We start from the raw sequence: 23,507 nt of genomic DNA on the forward strand, positions 1-23,507 counted from the left end.
GTCTTGTCGATAACTGTTTCAAATAAAAATGAGTAAAAAAAATCCAGTGTTATCGACTATTAATTTAATTATTAGATTTGCTTAATAAAAATTCTGTAGGAAGAACTTTTAGGTTTATCCAAGTTTTTCATTCATTTCATAACTAATCAATCATTCATCAAATCACATAATCTATTATGAAATTGGTCACAAAACATGTACACATAACTATTCTAGGGCTGCTTATCGGCATGGGCTTAGTAGGATGTGACAAAAAAGTACAAGAAGGAGCTGAGACGGCTGCTCACGATCATGATGGGCATGACCACGACCATGCAGCAGAAGAAGCTGAAATGCAAGAAGTTGCCAGCTCTGATTCTAAGCTGTTGGTTAGCTATTTTGCCTTAAAAGATGCATTAGTGGCTACCGATGTAGAAGCGGCGACAGCAGCAGCAAAAGAACTAGCAGAAAATTCAGATAATATCATTAAATCCAGTGCAGAAGCGGTTGCTTCGGTAAGCGATGTGGAAGCGCAAAGAATCGCTTTCGAGTCGGTTTCGAAAGAAGTGTATAAATATGTGAAGGCACAAGGCTCTAACATAGATGTGTATAAGCAGTATTGCCCAATGGCTTTCAACAATACGGGAGCTTTTTGGCTAAGCGATAAAGAGGAAGTATTGAATCCTTACTTTGGCGATAAAATGCTAAAATGCGGTAAGGTAGAAGAGGTGATAGCTTCTAAGTAAGTATGTTGCAAGATAGATTAAACGCCCCTAGGGAAATCCTAGGAGCGTTTTTTGTTTACAAAGCTTTCACAGGTACGCAAATATCCACGATGATCTTTCCATCCCTTGGTGGTTCTGGGTACACCTCGAAGCAAAGACCGTCCGCAGGTTGGTAGCCACTTTGGGGAAGCCAAGTTCCGAAAACCCAGCCCCAAGCTTGTTCAAATTCCATTTCCCCAAGCTCGAACCTAGCTACTATATGCTTGCCGGGCTGCAGTTCCATTTTCCCGATTTCCCCCTCGGTCTTGGTGTCGGCAGGAACGTTGATTCCTACGCTCATGCGGAGCTTGTCTTCATCGGTCACGCTCGGGTCGTCGTGATAGACCACCACTGTTTTCAAATCGTGCTGCGCCATGAGCCCTCGTGGGCCTGCCCAAGCATAAACCTTGTTGAAAAGGCTTTCAAACAGTTTGCCATCTCCTTTGTAAGGTCCTGTGTGGCGTACGTAAGCTAGATGAGTTGTAGGAAGTTCGAGCACTTCCACGCTTTTGTTTTGTTCCATAGTAGATTTCCATTTAATAGTTTTTGATTCGTTACAAAAGTACAGGGAAACCTCTCCAGCCGATTGACGGGAATTGCTATGCATTTGACTTATATTGCTTTCTTCTTTTTTGGCTCGCCACTGGGTAGGCGTGTGGCCAAAAAAGCTCTTGAAATTGCGGGAGAAAATGGAAAGGTCAGTAAACCCGCAGATGATGGCAATTTCCGAAATGGACTTCGTGGGGTTGGTGGCCAGGAGGCTTGCGGCGCGCTCCAGCCTCACCCTATTGATGAACTGGAAAGGGCTTTCACCCACCATCCCAAAAAACACCCTATGGAAATGGAACTTGGAAAAACTAGCCACTTCGGCCAGCTCTTCCAAGGTGAATTGCTTATCAAGGTTTGAATCGATGTGGTCAAACACCTTATTGATGCGGGCGGTGTATTCCCGCACCTGTGCTTGCTTTTTGTTAGAAGACATAAAAGTGAAGTGATTACTTTGGTTAAAAAATGTGTGTGCAAGTTAACTTTTATGCTTTGGTAGAACAAACCGATGTAGATATTACGCTTCTAAGCAAGAGCTTCGGCTGAGGAAATGTTGGCAGATACGTGCCCTGGCCGAAGTCTATACCTGCTCCGATTCGCAAGAGAAGTTCATCGTAGACTTTGTAGCCGCATGGGACAAAGTAATGAACCTAGACCGCTTCGGTCTGAAATAAGAATTGATTGCTGAAAATTGAGAGGCAGCCTATGAGGGGCTGCCTTTTTTTGTGCCTTGCTAATTAGTGTTGCACAAAAAGTAATTGATATTGTTGCTAGAAAGAAAATGAGCTTATTTTTAATATTTTATTTGAATGTATAAATTTCATTTTGAACAAGTCTTTCATATTAGCTTTGTCTAAAATAGATCCTGTTAGAATCTTTACATTTCAACCCGATCAATCACTTTGTTTGCTGCACCTCTGAATTTTTTAGTTTTGAGCATTTTATCAAACAGAGCCATGGTTTTATTTAGATGTTTGAGGTTCTTTGTTTCTAAACTGGATAGAGAGTTGTATATCCCGATAAGGACTTTGACAGGTTCGTCATCATAGTAGCCTGCCTGGGAAATACCAGGTTTGTCGTATGTATTCACATGTTGTAGAAGTTCAAGACATTCAACTGGATGCTTTTTTGCACATTTCAGCAGGTATTCGAAATAGTAGTGCGGCTCTTTTCTGACCACATTAGATCGAGCGTATTTTTGAAGCAATGGATAAACTTCAAGGAACATTTCAGGGGTAAGATCCAAGAATGCGAACGAATACTCTTGCGTTACTTTTTCATTGGTAGAGTGAAGAAATTTTAGAAAGATTTGGCGGCATTTTGCCCGAACACTTTCTTTTTTATCCCCAAGGTTTTTGACGGCCATATCTACCAGCTTTGCTTTTGCTTCATCACTGCTTTTAAGCAGTGAGTCTAAAAGCTGATAGCTTCCTTCTTTTTCTTTTAACCACGCTTCACCCAAAACAACGGCAATGGTATCGTGTATAGATTCCAGTTTTATTGCTCGTTGGAAGTAGTTGTTGAGCTTATCGAAGTTGTTATTGAGCAAATATTGAACCGACCAGATGGAATGCTTCATTATTTCTGGTTCGTCTGAGCTTACCAGCTTTAGAAAGACTTCTAGTGTTTTTTGCTCATTAAGGTTCATCAGCACCGCAAGGCGTGACATTATCGCAACCCGAACACTTAGATTGGGGTCTTCTGCTATTTGGTGAAGTGCTTCGAAAACAGGGTTTTCAAAAGCTGGATTGAAGTAGACCTGACTAATATTTCCTGCTGCCGATCCACGCACATTATTTAAGCTATCCATTAATGCATCATGCCGAATGGTGTTATCCTCAGGGTCCTGGTGATTCTTGGCAATTTCGATCAAGTATTCTAATACATCCTGATCAAGGATTTTGGCCTCAACGAAATATGAGGACACCCAAACGAAGTAAAGCGTGTATTCTCGATCAAATGGAATAGACAGGGCTTTTTTGTAGATACGCTGCGTTTCGGTAGGATTGTATTCTGCCTCTTTTAACCCTGTAAAACCTGCGATTATATATTTGTAATGTACTTTGTTTTCATCAATCAGATTTTCAATAAATGGAAAGAAATATGATGCCCTTTTTTTTACTTCTGCCTGAAATGCCCGGGAATGCTCTAAAAGAGACCCACTGAACGATGCGAACTCGGCTTTGTATTCTGGATCATATTTTTCAAATGCTTGCTCCCATTGATCGAATGTCATTTTATCATAGGCCGAACTATCCATAGGTGGACCAACCATCTTATTAGGTTCACTATCCGACACTTTATTGAATTTCCTTTCTAACTCTAAAAAAACCTTTTTCAATAAGGGACGTTCATACAATTCGGTTTTAGGAACTGTACTCAGATATAAGTACTTTTTGTGACCATACTCCTTTAGCCTATGGTGCTTTTTCCCGTTTTCGTCCTGAGAAATATCAAGCTCGTATTTTGATTTTATTGAAAGTAGAACCTCGTCTATTTGATCCTTTTGGGCGTTGTCAAAATGTGGATAAACCTCTTGCAACAACTGTCTGAATTGGAATTGAATCCTGTCACCTCCCTTCAGTCCACCTTTTTGATGAAATAGCTCCATTAGTTGCAAAATCTCGTTAGCATAATGAGCTGGGTTTGCCAACAACCCAAAGAATACCAACCTTAAGATGGTAATGGAATTGCTGTCCTGATAATCTGCCAAGAACTGATCAAACCATAGAGTAGTTTTTTCTGATTGCTCTTGCACTTTATTTACGAGCAGATGATATATTGCTTCGTGCCCGTGGGAACGGCTATGGCGCTCATAGTCAAACATCCAAAATCCAAAGTCGATGTATAATTTTGATTTAACCTCACCTCTTGTTTTTGTAGTAATCCGCTTAATAATATCCAATGTGAAGTCGAGTGCTTTAATAGTATCAACCTCGAATATCTTTTTAAATAGTTCTTCATCCTGATACTCAAAATTGGGCTTATCGGTTGCACCTTTAATAGCTTCAATTTTATCGAGGCAATGGATTTTGTACCTCTGTATTACCCAATCAACATTGAAGACCAAAGCATCTTCAAGTATCTTATAGTAAACAAATCGATCACTATCTGCTTCGGCTTCATATTTTTCAAAAAGCTGGAAAGCTAATAGAATATCCCACTCTTTAACATGGTAGAGTAACCTAAAAACAAACTTTGATTTCCCTTCAAATTGAGGGCAATTCGAAAGAAAATCACAAACAGGTTTTCTATTTTTGGGTAGTTGTTTGAACAAAATCTGCCTTAGTAGATTAACTTGTGAATCCCACCTTTCAGATATGCTTTTATAGTGTAGAAGGGTTTTGATTTTATCTACAATTTTATGTGCTTTTCCCCATTCATGTTCAACGAGTTTATTGAACCAGCCAATCCTCTGGGTGATCAGCTTATTCAGTTCCCCTTCTTCAAGAAGAAACGTAAACCAACTATTACCTGTAACTGACTCTAGAAAAGGCAATTCCAGTTCTTTACTCGGTAAAATATGGGATCTTACAAGATGCTTTTCCTTTGTTGTTGGGACTTCTTCAAAGCCAAGTAGATTCAATAGGATTAGTTTAATATGGAAGCGATACTTTGAGGAAAGCAGGATAGTTTCGAGAGCTTTTATATATGCAGCATGATCTTGTTCACGCAGAAAGCTGATAATCATTTTCAAGCTGGATCGAATGAAAAGACCTTGGTGGTTCTCAAGTATGTAGTTGGTTACTAGATTTCGCTTCTGGATGAATTGTTTAGCAAAAGCAAAGTCAAAAAATGTTTGATGGAAAAATTGGACTTCCTTATCTGTTTCCGTTACAATCCCTATGCTTTTCAAATAGTCCAACTCATCCGTGAACGCTACGAAAAATGACGTTGAAGAGGTGCTGATTCGCTGCGCTTCATGCATCTGTTTCGCAATAGCAAAAACTAGGCTTGTGCATTTATCACCATTGGCTGGTGATTTAATTGGAACCTTGGTTATTTGTTGAACCCAAAGACTTTCATACAAGTCATGTAATGTAGTTATTGATCGAAGGTTGATTTGCGAATCGTACACCTTGCAAAACACGTTTAGATGATGTGGTATTTGCAGAAGATTGAGCAATTGCTGGGGTACTTCATTCTCTCTTATCCTAAGTTTGGTAAGCACTTGTTTAACCTGACCTGTATCTAATAAACCAACTTTGAAGCTTTTTTGGTTTTGGTAGAACTTCAGTTCATTGTCGTAATCAAGATCGTATGCTCTAACGGAAATAACCACTCTTACCCGATCAATGGCAATAAGCTTTCTAACAAGAAGGTTGTAGGCATCGAGGTATTCTCGTTTGGCTGATAAAGACTGGGAAAGCGCATCTATCTGGTCAATAAGCACAACAACCCGTTCGCTGGCTTCGCTTAGCGTGCGAACTACTTTTTCGAATGAGTCTTCGAGGTCAATTTTGTTTTGTAGGTCTGTAATACTTTCAGCATAAAGCCTATCTGCTTTTAAGGCAATTGTAGGTATCCTGGTTTCCTTAAGCTTCAGAAACACATCTTTAAGAATAACCGTTTTTCCATTTCCGGCACCGCCAACTAGCAAAACAACTGGTTGCTCATCTTTTCCCAATGGCGACTTGATCCATTGAAGCAATTCATTCGTTTCCTTTCTTTCAATGTGCGAATTATCTACCCCTTCAAAAGAGCTATTGTAATCCGTTAAGTAGTGGGAGGCATGATCAAATTTTTGCAGAATGACATCAACAGGGATATTGGAAGTATATTGGTATTCACCCTGCTTTCTCAGCTCTTCCGTCAGCTTTTCAACTGGCTCCGATTCAATCACCATTTTAACCTCGAAAAAGGTTTTGATGACAGGTTGAAAGCCTTCTGTATTTAGTAGATCATTTAAGTCTTGAGGAATTATTTTCTTAACCGTGATTGTTTTGAGAACTGCTTTCAGGTTAGGCTCAATGTTGGTGTATTGAAGGTGCTTGAGTTCTTCGTTGTTTCTTATAACCTCCTCTGTCCAGTCTTTTAACTTAGTCTGGTTTGCTATTTCATTATTAAAGTCGGTGAGTAATTTGAGTGCTGGTTCGGAAAAACCAAATGAGACAGTAAAGTAATAGGTGAAATTTTTCGGGTCGTGAATCAGGCTATTGTCAATCTGGTAGTGTAGAACAAACTTGATGATTTCCTTCGCACATTCTGGCCTGGCAATTCTGCGGTCATCGTGAATACTATGTTTGCACTGAATTAACCCAAGTGATTTGCCATCCAAATGCAAACTACAATCTCGACCACGTTCCCGAACTCCTTGCAGAAGGTTGATTTCATCAAATTGTCTATGCCAGTCGCCTTTTTCAATTCGAAGTTTACCAATTGAGTATAGCAATTCCTCAAACCTTCGGTCGTCAAGGTCAGAATATGGATAACCTTTATTTGGCAAAGCTACAGGCTTATTCGCTGATTCTTTTATTTCTGGTTGAGTATAAGATAAGGTCATCGAGAAAGTTACAATTTTGAATTAGGGTACTTTTTTTATTGTTTTACTTAATGTTTTTGCTCCATAGTGGCTTCTCTTTCCATTATGATGCTACCCCAAGTTAAACCATAAATCTAAGTTTTTCAAAACAATAACAATGTTTCTTGGTGTTTATGTTGTATGCTTAGATAGTTAAAAGAGAAGAAGGAAGCAAGGCTTTTAACCCAAACGGCAACAAAAAAAGCCATCACCAACCGGCAACGGCTTTTCAGCAGATGTCAAAAAAAACACGTCAAAATAATTTTATTTCTGTTCTTCCTCTATCTCTATATCTCGCCAAGCTTCTATAATGTTCTTGGCTTCGTTGTACCAGTTTATCAGCTCATCGGTTTTGACAGTTACCGCTTCTCTGGCTTGCTCATACTCGACTTCAGCACTTTGTTGGATGCGTTTAAGTGCCATTGTATCTACAAATAGATCCAGCCCTTTTTGCATATGGGCTTGGGTGATGTTCTTTTTCTTAAATTCGGCTGCTATCTCAGGGTTTTCCATCCCCATTTTATAAAAAGCAAAATACTGCAATTTGATATTGTTGAATTTGGTACTCCTTCTTCCTTCTAGGTCGAGCAAGCCTATTTTTTCCCTGTCATTCTTAAAGAGTGTACGGGCTATTTTCAACAGAGGTTTGTAATGTTTTTTTATTTCAATTAAAGCATCACTCACGCCATCGGTCGCACTTTTCTGCCTGCCCAGCATTACCTCCCTCACCTGCCTAAGCTCTACTATTTCATCGTGTAGCTTCAAAGCATTGTCGATGGACTTTTTTGAATAGCCTGCTTTGTTGGCTATGGCTAGCTCACTGGGGTCTGCCAATAGTTCATTGATGTACTCCCAGGTTTCATTTACTTTTTTGATGTTCTTAAAGTTCTCCATTCTGATTGGATTTCGTTTAACAATTTATTTGCTGTATAACGCAGGTTCTTGTCCTTTATGAAGTATAAACACTGTGGACGCTATACATATGTAAGCTGTCAACGGAAATGGATACTATATTTAGACTATTTGTAAGTGGTTTATAGACAAGTATATAGGTGTATAATCGTAGTTGAAAGCGGGTTTTGTGTGATTATTGTAAGATCCTACAGCAAGCTAGGTTATGTAGTTTTTGTTTGTAAGGTTGTTAACCTTCCTAGGGATAGGATGTAATAAATGTTACAAGTGTGTGTGGTTTTTTATATTTTTGCTTCTTACTTATTCGTGAGCTTACATCTTCTTCCACTTTTGAAAAATATAACTAACTGAAACAGAATATAATATGGTGATAAGCCTGTTTTGTATGGTTATATGCGATGAAAATGTGGTAATCTATGCTCGAAAAGTAGTTGCAAGCCCTCCAAAGCAGGTCAAATACCTTCCAAAAGCAGTCGTGAACACTCAAATTATAGTCAAATGCCCTCCAATAGTAGTCGCGAGGGGTCAATAGCTGGTCAAATACCCTCCAAAAGTGGTTGCAAGCCCTCCAGCATAGGTCAAGTATCGGTCAAAAGCAGTTGTGAAGGGTCAGGAAGTGGTTAGAAGCTTTTCGAAAATAGTTATAAGGCTTTTGATTGAATAAATAACCGTTATACTTCTAGTCAAAAGTGCTCTGAACCTATTTAATCTGATATTAGGTATAGAGTATCGGCATTACTGCGTAGTAATGCCGATACTTTTTTGGAGCAGCAAGGAGGCTGCTTACTACCTATCCAAAATATGCCGTGAAATAACCAGTCGCTGAATTTCCGAAGTGCCTTCGCCAATTTGCAACAAGCGTTGGTCTCGGTAGAAACGCTCTACGTCGTATTCTTTCATTAGCCCGTAGCCACCGTGTATCTGAACGGATTCGTCTGCCACTTCTTTGGCTATTTCAGAGCAGTAGAGCTTGGCCATGGCAGCCTCTTTCCCAAAAGGTTTTTTCTTCTGTTTTAGCCAACAGGCTTTGTACAGTAGGTTTCTGGCGAGTTCAATTTTCAGTGCCATATCTGCCAGCTTGAAAGAAATGGCTTGGAATTTTGAGATTTGCCTGCCAAACTGCCTTCGCTGTTGGGCATAGGCAAGTGCCAATTCGTAAGCTCCTTGGGCGCAGCCTAGCCCCATGGCGGCAATGGAAAGTCTGCCGCTATCAAGTGTTGTAAGCATGATTTTAGAGCCTTGCCCTCTTTTCCCCAACACGTTCTTTTTGGGCACTCGGCATTGGTCAAAAAACAACTGGGCAGTATTCGAGCCTCTCCACATCAACTTGCCGTGCATAGTCTGCGTACTGAAACCTTCCGTGCCTTTTTCCACCAAAATAGTTGATATTTCCTTTCGCCCATCTTTGTGGATATCGCTGATAAGCTGAACTGTTACACCTCCTGTAATCGGCGTGTCGGCGTTGGTAATGAATATTTTAGACCCATTTATTTCCCATTCGTTGTTTTCTAATTTACCCGTAGTCTGGCTTCCACGGGAGTCTGAGCCAGCTTCTACTTCGGTAAGCCCAAAAGCCCAGAGTTTCTTGCCAGAGCATAGGTCGGGCAGGTATTTCTCCTTTTGTTCCTTGTTTCCAAATTTCATGATTGGCCCGATGCCCAAGGAATTGTGCGCCGCAACCGTAGCTGCCTGCGAGCCATCAATTCGAGCAATTTCCTCCACGGCGATGATGTAGGAAAGTACGTCCATGCCATGGCCGCCGTAGCGAGTGGGGGCGGTCATTCCAAAAATGCCCAACTCGCCCATTTGCTGAGTGATTTCTACGGAAAAGCATTCCTTTTCATCCAGTTCTCTGGCCTTGGGTTTGATGACCTGCTCGGCAAAATCTCGAACAGAGCTGCGTATAAGCTCGTGGCGTTCATTGCAATATATGTCCATGTTATGTGTGGTTGTTTTGGTTAAGGTGTTGTTGGAATTGGTTGATAGCTTAGTGTTGATTGTTTAATGAGGAGGTGAGTAAATGCTTATAGAGATTATGCTACGGAATCAATTTCCTCGGCACAAAAACTTTTTGCGCCAAGAAAGCCGCAGCAATCATTTTCCCCTGAGGATCTAGCCTCGACGATTTTGTGCCGCCGCCATCCAGTACATCGTTCAGCACAAAATTGAACCCTCGAAGGCTTTCCCATTCATGCCGAATGATTTCTCCATGGCACTGATCTTTAAACCATTGTTTAACCAAGTCGGTTTTTAGGTGCTTTTTCAAGAAATCGAATATTGCTTCGCTGCGAGCCAATACGCCTAGGTTTGCCGTGTTGCCTTTGTCACCAGACCTCGCCAAGCACAAGTCTTTCATGCTGACTTCGGCAAGCTCTACCGATGGGGTAAGCAAAGTGAAGTCGCCTTTGTCAGGTTGGATATGTGGGGAGCTAATCTGCTCATATTTTTCTTTTGCCATATGTGGATAGAACGAATTGATTTCACGCTCTTTGGCTTGGAAAGGAACGTCCCACAGGATTTGCTTTATGTTTCGTTTGTCAAGCAATGTAGGCCAGTAGGCTATCACTTCTTGGGGTTTTGGTCGCCCGCCATAAGCCGCAACGCCTTGCGGTCCAGCCAAAATGATTCCTGCTACTTCTTTGGCGAAGGTCTGCAAATGGGCACGCTCTAGATCAAAAGCGACGAATTGTAGCAGGATTTCCCTGCTTTCTTCTTTGGCCAAGGCATTGCCAAGTGCATTTGCACCAATAAAATTTGTAGCTGTTCTGTAAAATCTAGTTGAAATTCTTTTCCAAAATATTTTGCTAAGCAACTCGGCTTTCTCCAAGGCATTTTTACCGCCTACCACCACTTGCCCAACGGCTTTGTACCCATCCCTCAGTGCCATGGATACTTTCCACGTTTGTGGTGCTGGTTTTCCTTTCACTCCACTTACCGCTACTTTGTGTTCCCCAACATCTGTGATAGAGATTTCACTCATGTCGGCAACTACATCTGGTCCCATGTAGTTTGTCGGGTCAGAAACTTCGTAAATCAACTGTTCCTTCACCGTCCATTGGTTCACTAGCCCGCCTGTTCCCTCAGCTTTGGTAACTTCAAACGATCCATCGGCGTTCATTTCCACTATTGGGTAGCCCATTTCCGTCCATTGACTCACCTGTTGCCAATCGGTGAAATTCCCTCCGCAAGCTTGAGAGCCGCATTCCAAAATATGCCCTGCCACCATCCCCGCAGCAAGTTTATCCCAATCATCCAGCTCCCAATCCAGTTCATACACGCAAGGGGCGATGGTGAGCGCACTGTCCGAAGCCCTTCCCGCAATCACGATATCAGCTCCTGCTTGCAACGCTTCCACTATGCCTTGGGAACTGGTATATACATTGGCACTGACCAATTGTTCAAGCGGATAGTTAAAAGAGTTGCCCGTTTCAAAGTTCTCAAATTGCTCTCCATCTGCTTGCAGTTGATCGATCTGCTCCATGAGGTTATCGCCTGTAACCGCCATCACTTTTTTGTCGAACCCCATGCTGTGTAGGGCTTCTTGCAAAGCTTGGGCGCAAGCGATAGGGTTCATCCCACCTGCATTGGTGATGATCTTTGGGAAATATTGTTTCAGTGCATCTTCGGCTAATTTGATATGCTCGATGAAGTCGGCAACATATCCCTGTTGCGGATTTCGTAGTTGTTGCTTTGCCAAAATGCTCATGCTCACCTCGGCAAGATAATCTGCCGTGAGGTAATCGAGCTTACCAAGGAGTACCTGCCTTCGCATAGCCAACGGCTCATCGCCCCAAAAACCGCTGCTGTTTCCTATTCGGACTTTTCTTTTCATATTTTTTCGAATTAAATAAGTACGTCATGCCGCACGTAGATGCGGTATCTCTTTCCTAAGCTCATCAAACTCTCCTTTTTCGGAAAGTCGCAAGGGCTGCAGGATTTCTCTGCTTCGTAGGCTGGAGATCCCGAATCAAGTTCGGGATGACTCGAATTTTTCCACCCACTTCGGTTTTCTTTTCTCTAAGAAAGCAGCCATCCCTTCTTGCCCCTCTTCCGACTTTCGGGTTTCGGCAATCATCTTTGCCGTGTTAGAATATGCTTCTTCAAATGTCCAGTTGTTCACCACTTCGTTTATCAGCTTTTTGCACTCGGTCAAAGCCTGCGGACCAGAAGTCTTTAGTTGATTTAGAAATAGCGTTAGTTCGCTTTCTACTTCTTGGGCATTCCCAGAAAAGTTGACAAGCCCCAGTCTTTCCGCTCTTACTCCGTTGATCCTCTTTCCGCTAAGCATCAGCGATTTTGCATTGAATTCTCCGACTCTTTTGATCACATAGGGGGATATACAGGCAGGGATAAGCCCAATCTTTACTTCGCTCAAGGAAAAGACACAATCGTCGTGTGCCAATGCGAAATCACAGGCTGCAAGCAACCCGTTTGCCCCGCCAATGGCAGCTCCTTGTACCACGGCAATGGTGGGTTTGGGGAAGCTGTAAAGAAGTTGAAAGCACTTGGAAAGATTGAGGCTTTCTGCCAAATTTTGCTCGTAAGTATAAGCAAGTGCCGAACGCATCCAATTAAGATCAGCACCAGCGCAGAAGGATTTTCCTTTCCCTTTTATAAGTAAGATGTTACACGAGGTGTCTTGGGAAAGTTCTTCCAAGCAATCGATGATTTCCAAAATCATTTCTTCATGGAAGGCATTGTGCACCTCAGGTCGGTTGAGCCAAAGAGTGACAACCCCATGGTTGTTTTCGGTTGTTATGCTTTTCATTTTCTTATTATTTTTTGGGAGACAAGGCATGCATTGTCTCTACGGTTTTTCTTATTTCTAATCACATTCTGAATACCCCAAACTTTGATTCTTTGATCTTTTTGTGGAGGCAGGCTTCCAAGGCTCTAGCTATTACATTTCGGGTTTCTTTTGGTTCTATGATGCCATCGTCCCAGATGCGTGCGGTGCTGAAATAGGCACTTCCTTCTTGCTCGTATTTATCAAGAATTTTTTGCTTTAACGTTTCTAATTCTTCTTCATCCACTTCTTTTCCTGCCTTTTGAGCTTGTTCTTTTTTGATGGTAAGTAAGACGTTTGCCGCCTGCTGCCCACCCATCACCGAAGTTTTTGCATTGGGCCAGAGGAAAAGGAAGTTGGGATCGTACCCTCTGCCCGACATGGCATAATTTCCCGCCCCAAACGAACCGCCTACTACCAAAGTGATTTTGGGGACTTTGGCGTTTGCCACCGCATGGATCATTTTGGCTCCGTCTTTTGCCAAGCCGCCTTGTTCGTAGCGTTTGCCCACCATAAAACCCATGATGTTTTGTAGAAAGATAATGGGTATTTTGCGGGATGCGCAAAGGGTAACGAAGTGTGCTCCTTTGAGGGCAGATTCGGAAAACAAAATGCCGTTATTGGCAATAATGCCGACTGAAATGCCTTTGATGTGGGCAAAACCTGTGATAAGCGTGCGCCCGTATCGAGCTTTAAATTCTTGGAAATCGCTTCCATCCACTATGCGGGCGATTATTTCTTTTAGGTTGTAAGATCTCCGGAGGTCGTCGGGGATGAGGCCATGGAGCTCCTGAATATCGTATAATGGTTCTTGGTATTCCGCTAATCGGTTTTTGACTTTCTTTTGGCGGATATGACGGAAAATATCTTGACAGATTCGGAGAGCATCTTCGTCGTTTTGGGCGAGGTGGTCGGCTACTCCGCTTACTGCGGTGTGCATTTCCGCTCCACCGAGTTGCTCAGCGCTCACTTCTTCGCCCGTTGCGGCTTTCACCAGCGGAGGTCCGCCTATAAATACGGTTGCTTGGTTTTTGACCATTATCACCTCGTCGCTCATGGCGGGGACGTAGGCGCCACCTGCTGTGCAGCTACCCATCACCACGGCTACCTGCGGAATCTTTTTAGCCGAAAGGCGAGATTGGTAATAGAAGAAGCGTCCGAAATGGTTTCGGTCAGCGAAGACATCCGCTTGGTCAGGTAAGAATACGCCGCCGCTGTCCACCAAGTACACGCAAGGGAGCTTGTTTTGCAAAGCGATCTCCAATGCCCTCAAATGCTTTTTGATTCCCTCGGCTATGTACGTGCCGCCCTTTACCGTGGCATCATTGGCGATGATGACCGTGTCTATCCCATTGATTTTTCCTATGCCTGTCACCAACCCTGCGGAGGGGAATTGGTTCTTCTTGATGTCCCAAGCCGCTAGGGCAGAAAGCTCCAGAAACGAGCCGTCATCTACCAAATATTCCACCCGCAGCCGAGCCGTCCACCTTCCTTTTTCAACAAATCGCTTTACGGATGCTTCCTCGCTTCGGTCTTTCACCGACTTTAGGCGGCTGCGGTATTCTTCCAGCACGTTTTCATATAGATCGGCATTCCTTGTAAACTGTTCGGAATCCGTATCAATCTTGGTTGTTAGTATGGCCATGTTGTTCGTGGTTTGTTGGTGTAGGTAAAACCACAAAATGAAGCATCATGTTTAGGATTTATATTCGCAACTTCTTTTAGCCTTTTGGGTATTGTTTGGCGCAGGGGAATGTGGAGGGAGGTAATATTGTCTATTTTGATTGATAACAAATGATTTGAACAGGTTTGGCAGGGGGGGGGGAGTTCATCACTATTTAGAACAGAAAGATCTCGTCTCTGGAGGTAGCCAACATAGGGGGAGGGGAAATGTTTTTGTAGGAAAGAGTGTTCTCTAAACAATAAAGCCCCGCCTTAAAGCAGGGCTTTGACTTGTCTTCCAATTTTACTTAATATCCCTAACAGCTCTTACAAAATTATATACATACCGAACATCCCCCTGAGGACCAAAAAACTGGGGGTAGGCATTTTTGTCGCCACTTTTAGGGTCGCTTCTTTGGCAGCCCGAACCATGAACGTCCATTAGCATACCGTTCATCTGCCCTTGACCTTCGCCGAAGGCAATATAAACAGCACTAGCATAGGGGTTTGTTCCATCTAAATGTGTAGTACTTGTCCAAAAGAAAGGGTATTGTCCTGTATTTCCTTCTGGGTCGGCGATTTCTGTGGTGCTGAAAATAGCATCTATGGAAGGGGTATTTGAAGTTTGAGGAGATTTGGAATAATCAACAATGCTTTGTAGTTCTTTGGCATTGGGTAAACGCCAATCATTATATGCCGAAAGTTCAAGGCTTTCACAGTATTCCAAGGCTTCTTGCCAGTCACGCGAAACCCCATCGTCTGATTTTTGCCACATCAAACCTGTTGCCTTGTCGCTTACCGTGCCATCTCCATTATCGACATAATTATTTTTGCCATATTCTATGTTTCCCCTCACCAGTCGAAAATACATTGTATTAGCAGAACCTGTGCTTTTTTTAAATTTCGGATAGCCTTTAATTCGACCGTCTACGAAATTGACTCCAAACACTGTTTCATCGCCACCCATTGTCCGACCAACATATTCTGTAGAAGACCAAGTTTGGGCATCAATCTCTCGTTCCCTTACAGATAGGTCTCCTAATGCTTGGTCAAAATAATAAGTATCGATAAACATTTCTATCGCTTCGGCACCTTTCACCTGACCGGTAAAAATGATGAGAGAATACAGTTCTTTTATACTTGGGACTCTCCAATCCGAATAACCGCCCAATGTTGAATTTGCTGCTTTTTGAAATGCTTCGTCATAAGTTATTTTAGATCCCATATCTTTCTCCCACATTAACCCTGTTACATTGTCCGTTATAGTGCCATTTCCATTGTCTGTATAAGAAGGTTGATAGCCTTCATGATTTGCATCTTGTCCATAAAACTCGTCCCCCAACGACGGAGCAGGGATCATGTCAAAATCGCTGTAGGAATCTGTCACTTTGGTATCAACTATAGGGTAAGTTAAACTTGGGGTTGGTGTAACTTCTGGTGTTGGAGTATTCTTGTTTTCACAAGAAAAAAAAGCAGAGAATAGAAAGAATAACAAAAACATGGATTGTTTCATTTGTTTAAGTTTAAAAAATATGATTTTACGTTTGATCATCCATTAGAGCTTTTTTTACATAAAAGGTTTAATCTGTTTCAAGGTAACCAAAAACTTTGTTGAACTGGACGTACTTTCCCCATTGCCCTGTAAGAGTTTTGCTACATGCGGGTTTGTTTTTGTATGTGTGACCTAATAATAAGGTTTTTAAAATATCCCCGTATCATGCCCATCGATACTGGTGGTGTTTTTCTTTTGCCAGTATTCTTTTATGCGGTCTTCGCCTTGTTTGGTTGCCCAGGTGTTTAGCTCTTCCCGTTCTTCTTTGTAGTCCATAAAAGGCACTGCCATGCCGCAAGAGGTTTGCACAAGGTCGATGTCCAGCTCGAAGATCTGTCTTGCCCCAGCCAGCGGTGTGAACTTACCGATGTGCTCGTCCCATTCTTTGTCCCGCTGGTGGTAGACCTTGGCTGTACCGTAGAGTCTCAAGATCATCGGCTTGCCTTCAAAAGCGCAGAACATGATAGTCATTCGGTTGCTTTCTTGTACGTGCGTAGCAGTCTCGTTTCCGCTACCCGTTACGTTGAGCCAGATGGCCTTGTTTGGCCCCAGTACCTTGAAGCTGTCCATGCCTTTTGGGGAGATATTTACTTTTCCTTCTTTCATGGCCGTGCCTACAAAAAAGATGTGTTGGTTTTCTATGAATTCTTGGAGCTGAGGGGTGATTTCTGCGAGTTGTTTTCCCATTGGTTTATGTTTTGTTTTACGAAGGTAGAAAATTACATCTAGGTCTCGAGTTCTAAAACCTACCTCATTTCAAGGCTATCAAATTTTTCTAAGGTATCGGGGTTTACCACTTCCATGGTGACTTTTTTGCCATCTACGTGGAAAAGTACCAGAGCGTTTTGCGTGGTAAAACCAGAAACAAACGGCGTCCAAGGGGTTTGTTCTTGGGCATAATAAGGAGCACCGGCCGCACCATTGTTTATTTGGTAAATCGTTCTTTTCAATCGTATCCTTTTGGGCTCATAATCCTCATTGTACCTCTGCATTTCAGGGCTTATTTCCGTTCGGGCATAGTTATGTTCATCCCCTGTCAGTACGGCGATCACCTTCGTACTTTTGTTTACCAGCGTATTCAGCAGCTGGTCCCTTCTTTGGATGATGCCGTAAGCGAGTGGTTTTCCATTGATATAAGGCCTGTAAGAGTTGTCGCCATTGTACCACATATCGTCACTCACATGGCCTCCGTTGGGGAACATTGGCGTATGTTGGGTCACAAAAATATGGTCTATGTTTTCGTCCTTCTCCAAGTCTTTAATGGTATTTTCTAGCCATTTCAACTGCATGCTCATGATATAAGCATGCAATCCACCACTTGTATGGGGGATGGCCATATGGCTTGGCGAATAGAGGTAGTTGGAGTTTAGGACAATAACTGCAACATTGTCATAGGTGTAGTAGAATACATTTTCCTTATAACTAGGAAAATCTGTTTTCCGGCTATTGGGATCGTAAGCTGCCCCATCTTCACTTTCTGGACCATTTTCAGGGTTTACAAAATTTCTGTTAAAAACAGCTTCGCCCGATTCTGTGTCGAAAGGAAACCTGTCTACTAGGAAGTTGCCTTTGTTATCTGGTCTGGAAAACACGCGCATCAAAGCCTCGTGGTTTCCCATGCTCACGTATATTGGGAGGTGATGCCAAAATGGCTCGACCGACCTTTTCCAGTTAGCATATTGCAAATCCATTTCGTTGGGGTTGGTAAGGTATCCATTGATAAGATCGCCCGAAAACTGCAAAAATGCCATATCGTTTTGCGTGCCCAATGCCATTATTTTTTTCATGATATAAGCATTTGCACCGTAGATACTTCGCTCACCGCCACCGTTTCCATTTCTAGAGTCGCTGGCATAGGCAAAGGTAAAAGGCTTGCGAGAGCCAGGGGTGGGGGCAGTTTTAAATTCAAACTCTAAGGGAATGCCTCCATACTCTACTTTATAGCCATATTTAGTACCGGGCTTCAAGCCGGTAATGTCAATTTCATGTTGGGTTTGCCCATCTTCTCCTTCAAATGTTTTGCCGTCTACCGTTACCATACCTTTTGTTTCCCTATTGGTAGTAAAAGAAATAGTGGCACCTTCGGGTGTTACTTTGTTCACGAAAGGTCCTTCCACTATGGTCTCATCTACTTTAAAAGGACCTTTTCCTTCAAAGCAAATCCTTCCGTCGTAGATCATTTTCCCTTCGTCGTTAATGAGCCTGTACCCAATGATTCCCTGTCCTCTCTCTTCCCAACCTATCATATCATATTTCCCTCCCATCAATTTTATTTTGATGGTCGCTCTGCCAGTGACTACTTTTTCGGAAGACCGAAAATAAACGGGAAGTGGGTGTTTAGAATCTCCGTAAGGGATAAATCCATAATAAAGCGTGCCGTTCAAGTCTGGATTTTGGAAGTCCAAGAATAGCCCCAAAGGAATACCCGTAACTGTGCCTTGCGCTTGTTGCAAAGTAAAAAATGGTTTTTCAATTTTTTCGTAAGCCTTTTCCCCATTTACGTCTATGTATAATTTCCCATCTTTATCGTGCATCATGTTGCTATATATAGAGGGGATCTCTATTTTTTCGGTAGCTTGGCCTAGCGCCAAATCAAGGGAAAGCAAACCAATGATTCCCGAGAGAACGAGTGATTTCATGTATGTAATTGACTTAGTTTAATAATGATTAGTGTGGTATTGGATTATAGCAAAGCTTAAAGCTAATAGATAGAGAATTATATCACAGATTTTTTCAAAGAAATGTGACTTGTTTTGCCCCGAAAGAATAATTGAATTACTTTGCTTCTTTAATTATTAAGATGGGTCTTTATTGATTTCTTTATACCTCAGAAAACTTAGTCCATGGGGGTAGTAAGTAGGTTTTTAAAGAGTCTTAATGTGTCATTCTGATAAGGATGACAGCAAGTACAACCACAGATTTTTTTGATAAAATGAAAACGATCTACCTTTTGCGCCATGCCAAATCGAGTTGGGATGATCCAACGCTCAACGACTTTGACCGACCGCTGAACGAGCGAGGGAAAAGAGATGCGCCTTTTATGGGCAAAAAACTGAAAGAGAAGGGTATAATGCCAGATTTGATTGTTTCCTCATCTGCCAAGAGAGCTAGTAAAACAGCTAAAAAGGTGGCGGCAGAGATCGGGTATCCTAAAAATAAAATAGAATTTCAGGAAGAGATTTACGAGGCGTTCACCAAAGATCTGCTTAGGTTGGTGAGAGGGTTGGACGATCAACTCCAATCGGTGATGGTTGTGGGACATAATCCAGAGTTCACGGCCTTTTCCAATTTGCTATCCGATATTCATATTTACAACATTCCTACTTGCGGTATTTCTTGCATTTCTTTCGAGACTGAAACCTGGAAAGATATAGATCCCCAAACGGGGAAAAGCTTGTTTTTTGATTACCCAAAAAAGTATTTGTAAAAAGGGGCTTTTCCATATGCTGTATGGAAATAAAATTGACTATATTTTGGGCTTGAAAGTTCAACTCTACTAGCAATTTTTTATCATAAAACAACATGTGAAAATGGCTCAAAAACCACGATTAAGTTTTTGGCAAATTTGGAATATGAGCGTCGGGTTTCTCGGGGTTCAGTTCGGCTTTGCCCTTCAAAATGCGAATGCTAGCAGAATTTTACAAACTTTCGGTGCAGATGTAGAACACCTTTCATGGTTCTGGCTCGCTGCCCCGCTCACGGGGATGATTGTCCAACCTATTATCGGTCACTATTCTGATCGTACCTGGACAAAACTGGGAAGGAGAAGGCCTTATTTCCTTTTTGGAGCGTTGGCAGCTTCCATCGCCTTGGCATTTATGCCCAATTCAGCCATGTTGTCCCATCTTCTGGCGCCCATGTATATAGGAGCAGGCATGCTCATGATTATGGATGCTTCGTTCAATGTGGCCATGGAGCCTTTCCGAGCGTTGGTTGCCGACCTGCTTCCGGCTGATCAAACTACCTTAGGTTTTTCCATCCAAACTTTTTTGATAGGGATAGGGGCTGTGGTCGGGTCATGGTTGCCCTACGTGATGGCCGAATGGCTAGGTGTTGCCAAGGTTTCAGAAACAGGCGGCGTGCCCGACAATGTTATTTTCTCTTTTTATGTAGGTGCAATTGTTTTGGTGGGGGCAATCCTCTGGACGGTAATAAGTACCAAGGAATACCCACCAGAAGTACAGGCAACATTTCAGGAAGGTGAGGAAGTAGAGGAAGAATCAGGTGGCTTGATGCAAATCTTTAAAGACTTTGCCAAGATGCCTACAACTATGAAGCAACTTGGCTTGGTACAGTTTTTCTCATGGATAGCCCTGTTTTCCATGTGGGTATTTACCACGCCTGCCGTGGCGCAACACCACTTCGGCTTGCCTGTGACCGACACCAGCTCCGAAGCTTACAACGATGCTGGAAACTGGGTGGGAATTCTCTTTGGAGTGTACAATTTTGTAGCAATGATCTATGCGATTTTTCTCCCAACAGTTGCCAAACTGACAAGTAGGAAAATGACCCATGCCATCTCTTTGGGTATTGGGGGAATTGGAATGATTTCCATGTACTTCATCCAAGACCCTAACTGGCTTATCTTCTCCATGATTTGTATCGGTATAGCTTGGGCAAGTATTTTGGCTATGCCTTATGCCATTCTTGCTCCTTCATTACCAGCCAAAAAAATGGGGATTTACATGGGTATCTTCAACTTCTTTATCACTTTCCCACAAATAATGAACGGGATATTCGGAGGCCCTATGGTTAAAAGGTTGTTCGATTCGGAAGCTATTTTTGCTATCATATTTGCAGGCGTGGCCTTCTTGGTAGCAGCTGTTTCCGTGGTGTTTGTGAAAGACAGGGTGGGGGATTAAATCTAGGTAGTTAGAAATTAGAGGTTGGAGGTTAGAAAATAGATTGTAGAGCCAAGGCACGCCTTGGCTGCTTTTAGGTAGTAAAAAACAAGGCCGTTACGTAAAAGTAACGGCCTTGTTTTTATCCAGACATTTCTATTTTTTCCTAATTTGTACAAATGACAAACCCATAAAAAACACTATTGAAAGCACTAAAGGAAATAGTGTAGCTATCCATTCCATCTTTCCATTCACCTGAAAATATTCTGGTTTGAAACGGTCCCACTCCACACTTTCTGGATCTTTGTCAGAGAATATTTTTGGATAAAAATACAAACGGGTTTGTTCATGAAATTCATTGGTATGAGACAAGAAATCCATGTGGTCAAGCAGACCCGTTCCGGCAATATTGTTCAGCGCCAACTGGGTATGCATTGAAGGGATTACCTGTGCCCATTGCTTACTCATCTCTTCTCGCAATCGTATCTTTTGCTGCATGGCTTGGCTATCTTCCCTCGATTCTACATCGCCCAAGTGCTGCATGGCATAGTACCAACCCCAATCAAACCCTTTTTCGGGAGGGAAGCCAAAGCTGGCAAACTGTGGGTAATCCTTGTAAAATGCTTCTAATGTCTCTTTCTTGTTCGAATCCCACTTCTTATGTGTGCCATCTCGCTGCTTAATCATGGTACTCAAGGCTTCGGGGACAGGATGCTTGGTGGTGATGTAGCTATTGATAAATGCTGGAAGCAATACCACCAAAACTAGCCAGATGGAAAGCAATGCAAGTGCGTTAAAGTTCGAGTTACGCTTTAGGCAAATGAGCCAGAAGCAAAGGGCAAACCAAAAAGTGAGGTACAGCAACGAGGTCATTACAAATAGTAGCAATGCGCCGTCAAAAGAAATCCCCAATACAAGAGCGCCAACAACAAGCAAAAGTATCATCACTAAAGCCAATAACACAAAGCGAACCGAAAGTTTCGCTACTAAAAAAGCCAGTGTTGATTTTGCCATGACATTTACCAACTTCCACGTACCCGATTCCTCTTCTTCCGAAAATAGGTTATAGGTAAAGGCAATGATCAGCAAGGGAAACACATACACGATGATAAAACTAAGATCAAGGTTGCCGTACAACAGTTTTGTAGGGTTTACCAGATCGGTATCGTATTTCTGCCCTTCCAATGTCAAGATAGTGACCGATTGCACACTTGGGTTCAGGTCTCTTTGCCCAATAGAAAACCCAGATAATGGATGCGTTGCATGTACCAAGGTGAATTTTAGGTAATAAAGCAATAGGGGCAGATCGTCACCGTGCAAATCTATGTTTCGCTCAATGTGTGTCAACTGCTTTTCAACCACTTGGTCTGCAATCTTTGCCTGATTGATAAGAAATTGCTTTCCAGTAATAATGCTAATGCCTCCCAAAAGCAGCACAAGCGCCAAGCCTATTTGGCAGGTTTTCGTTCTTACAAATTGTCGAAAAAGTAATCTATACATAATTTAAAGTGCGCTTGCTTTGTTAGACCAATAATTCATCATTCCTACGGAGAACAGCATCCAACATGCGATGGACACGATAGCAATCAGCTCATTTTGAAGTGCTGGGCCAACTGTTGGGTATTCGTACGAAAAATTGGGAAAAGACTCCCATTCTTTGCTGTCCACCACATTGACTGCACCTTCAGAACTAGATACATTTGCCTTTATATACTTTACCTGAAGCTCATTCATAGTTTGCGCTAGGTTGTATCGGTAGTCTTCTGCCTGGTGCTGAAAGCCCACATAAGACTCTAAATCTGTTCCGCAAAGTGTCATGGATAGGTTTTTTACCCCTAAGTAGGGGTTGACCAATGCTAGTAATTTCGTCCATTGGTTTTGCTTCCGGTATTGGTTCAGAAGTTCACCGTGGTGACTTTTGTAAATTTCGGCACTGATTTTTTCTCCCACAGACATCTGAAATCCACCATAGTTGAAAGGCAATGAGTCTATAGATTGGACATTGTGAACTTTTAGGACTGAGTCGCGAATTGCTGTGAAATAGGGATCGTTGGGGTCGTGGCTATCGCCAAACTGAATGACTTCTTCTTCAATAGCCCCTTTGAACTCCAACTTAGTGGGTGTGGGGTGAAAATAAGACCCGACTGCTTGGGACGCCCTAGGCAGCACTACCACAAACAACAGCCACAGACCTAATAATTTTACCAACGCATTTTTAGATGATTGGCTGCTCACAGAAACAATCATCGTGAGCATGGCGAGTATTGCAAGGTAGAGCAAATACGTAAGTAGCACAATGAATAGTCGAATCCAATCATCGCTAGTGGAATGCCCATCTGTTATCAGTATCAACACCATAATCAAGGCAAAAGGCAAGTAGAACAAGGAGGAAATACTGAACAATCCTATCGCTTTTCCATAAAGTATTTCCTTCCACGTAGCTCCTTGGATGAGTAAAATCTTTAACGTACCATTTTCTCGGTCTGCCACGACGGCTGTGTAGCCAATAAAAAAGATGATCAGTGGCAAGATAGTTTGTAAAACCATGGCCATGCTTAGCTCTCCAAAACGAATGAGGCTTGTGGAAAAGCTAGCTTCTGAAAAATTGACCATGTTTTGCTTGTGGGCTTCCAGAAATACCACATTTCCTGTAAAGCTTTCTATACCGAAGTCGAATGTGCTGAGAGGGTGCTTCATACGGAAAGCAAACGTGCCAAAATGCGCCATCCTGTGAGGGTGCTTGTCTGGGTTTGCCTCCCAACTTTCCCGTGCCATTTGCTGGTGGTTTTCCCGAAAGTGGTTTTGGTCATGGTACTGTATGCCACCATAGGCGGCATACAGCAATAGCAATACCATTAGCCCTAGCAAAAAATAGATTGCTTTGGACTTAAACGCGCTAGCCCAAAATTGCTTAGCGATCAAAAAAAGGATTTCTTTTCTCATG

Annotated in this window: 15 protein-coding genes; 3 read left to right on the forward strand and 12 right to left on the reverse strand. The window is 42.4% G+C overall.

Annotated elements, in window-relative coordinates; translation table 11 throughout:
• Positions 1 to 176 precede the first annotated feature (176 nt).
• Positions 177 to 725: a DUF3347 domain-containing protein gene (locus R9C00_12810; GenBank protein WPO38335.1), complete on the forward strand. Its 549-nt coding sequence runs from the start codon at positions 177 to 179 to the stop codon at positions 723 to 725.
• A 55-nt stretch (positions 726 to 780) separates the two neighbouring features.
• Here the strand turns inward: R9C00_12810 and R9C00_12815 are convergent, their stop codons facing one another.
• The 10 genes from R9C00_12815 to R9C00_12860 all read right to left on the reverse strand — a co-directional run bounded on the left by R9C00_12815 (position 781) and on the right by R9C00_12860 (position 18,361).
• On the reverse strand, positions 781 to 1,725 hold the full coding sequence (locus tag R9C00_12815) for an AraC family transcriptional regulator (GenBank protein ID WPO38336.1): 945 nt from the start codon (positions 1,723 to 1,725) through the stop codon (positions 781 to 783).
• Positions 1,726 to 2,166: 441 nt separating this feature from the next.
• The gene (locus tag R9C00_12820; protein ID WPO38337.1) at positions 2,167 to 6,792 is read right to left on the reverse strand and encodes an AAA family ATPase; all 4,626 of its coding nucleotides are present in this window, start codon (positions 6,790 to 6,792) and stop codon (positions 2,167 to 2,169) included.
• A 282-nt stretch (positions 6,793 to 7,074) separates the two neighbouring features.
• Complete coding sequence (locus R9C00_12825) at positions 7,075 to 7,704, reverse strand: hypothetical protein (GenBank protein WPO38338.1); 630 nt, start codon at positions 7,702 to 7,704, stop codon at positions 7,075 to 7,077.
• Positions 7,705 to 8,508: 804 nt separating this feature from the next.
• Positions 8,509 to 9,660: an acyl-CoA dehydrogenase family protein gene (locus R9C00_12830; protein ID WPO38339.1), complete on the reverse strand. Its 1,152-nt coding sequence runs from the start codon at positions 9,658 to 9,660 to the stop codon at positions 8,509 to 8,511.
• A gap of 100 nt (positions 9,661 to 9,760) precedes the next feature.
• Positions 9,761 to 11,554, reverse strand: a complete 1,794-nt coding sequence (locus tag R9C00_12835; GenBank protein ID WPO38340.1) for an acyclic terpene utilization AtuA family protein — start codon at positions 11,552 to 11,554, stop codon at positions 9,761 to 9,763.
• A gap of 135 nt (positions 11,555 to 11,689) precedes the next feature.
• Positions 11,690 to 12,490: an enoyl-CoA hydratase-related protein gene (locus R9C00_12840; protein WPO38341.1), complete on the reverse strand. Its 801-nt coding sequence runs from the start codon at positions 12,488 to 12,490 to the stop codon at positions 11,690 to 11,692.
• A gap of 61 nt (positions 12,491 to 12,551) precedes the next feature.
• On the reverse strand, positions 12,552 to 14,153 hold the full coding sequence (locus tag R9C00_12845; protein WPO38342.1) for a carboxyl transferase domain-containing protein: 1,602 nt from the start codon (positions 14,151 to 14,153) through the stop codon (positions 12,552 to 12,554).
• A 321-nt stretch (positions 14,154 to 14,474) separates the two neighbouring features.
• Positions 14,475 to 15,683 carry a DUF1566 domain-containing protein gene (locus tag R9C00_12850; GenBank protein ID WPO38343.1) on the reverse strand — a complete coding sequence of 403 codons (1,209 nt, stop codon included), beginning with the start codon at positions 15,681 to 15,683 and terminating at the stop codon, positions 14,475 to 14,477.
• A 186-nt stretch (positions 15,684 to 15,869) separates the two neighbouring features.
• A complete protein-coding gene (locus R9C00_12855; GenBank protein WPO38344.1) occupies positions 15,870 to 16,409 on the reverse strand; it encodes a pyridoxamine 5'-phosphate oxidase family protein in 540 nt (179 codons plus the stop codon).
• A 59-nt stretch (positions 16,410 to 16,468) separates the two neighbouring features.
• Positions 16,469 to 18,361 carry a metallophosphoesterase gene (locus R9C00_12860; GenBank protein WPO38345.1) on the reverse strand — a complete coding sequence of 631 codons (1,893 nt, stop codon included), beginning with the start codon at positions 18,359 to 18,361 and terminating at the stop codon, positions 16,469 to 16,471.
• A gap of 293 nt (positions 18,362 to 18,654) precedes the next feature.
• Here R9C00_12860 and R9C00_12865 point away from each other — a divergent pair, with 293 nt between their 5' ends.
• Both R9C00_12865 and R9C00_12870 read left to right on the forward strand, forming a co-directional pair.
• A complete protein-coding gene (locus R9C00_12865) occupies positions 18,655 to 19,149 on the forward strand; it encodes a histidine phosphatase family protein (GenBank protein ID WPO38346.1) in 495 nt (164 codons plus the stop codon).
• Positions 19,150 to 19,252: 103 nt separating this feature from the next.
• A complete protein-coding gene (locus tag R9C00_12870; protein WPO38347.1) occupies positions 19,253 to 20,584 on the forward strand; it encodes an MFS transporter in 1,332 nt (443 codons plus the stop codon).
• 135 nt (positions 20,585 to 20,719) lie between these two features.
• On the opposite strand, the gene R9C00_12875 is transcribed toward R9C00_12870, so the two are convergent.
• Positions 20,720 to 22,063: a DUF3526 domain-containing protein gene (locus R9C00_12875; GenBank protein ID WPO38348.1), complete on the reverse strand. Its 1,344-nt coding sequence runs from the start codon at positions 22,061 to 22,063 to the stop codon at positions 20,720 to 20,722.
• A gap of 3 nt (positions 22,064 to 22,066) precedes the next feature.
• Entirely contained in the window at positions 22,067 to 23,506 is a 1,440-nt protein-coding gene (locus tag R9C00_12880; GenBank protein ID WPO38349.1) for a DUF3526 domain-containing protein, read from the reverse strand.
• Position 23,507 lies beyond the last annotated feature (1 nt).

Source organism: Flammeovirgaceae bacterium SG7u.111 (genome assembly GCA_034044135.1).
Lineage (GTDB): Bacteria > Bacteroidota > Bacteroidia > Cytophagales > Flammeovirgaceae.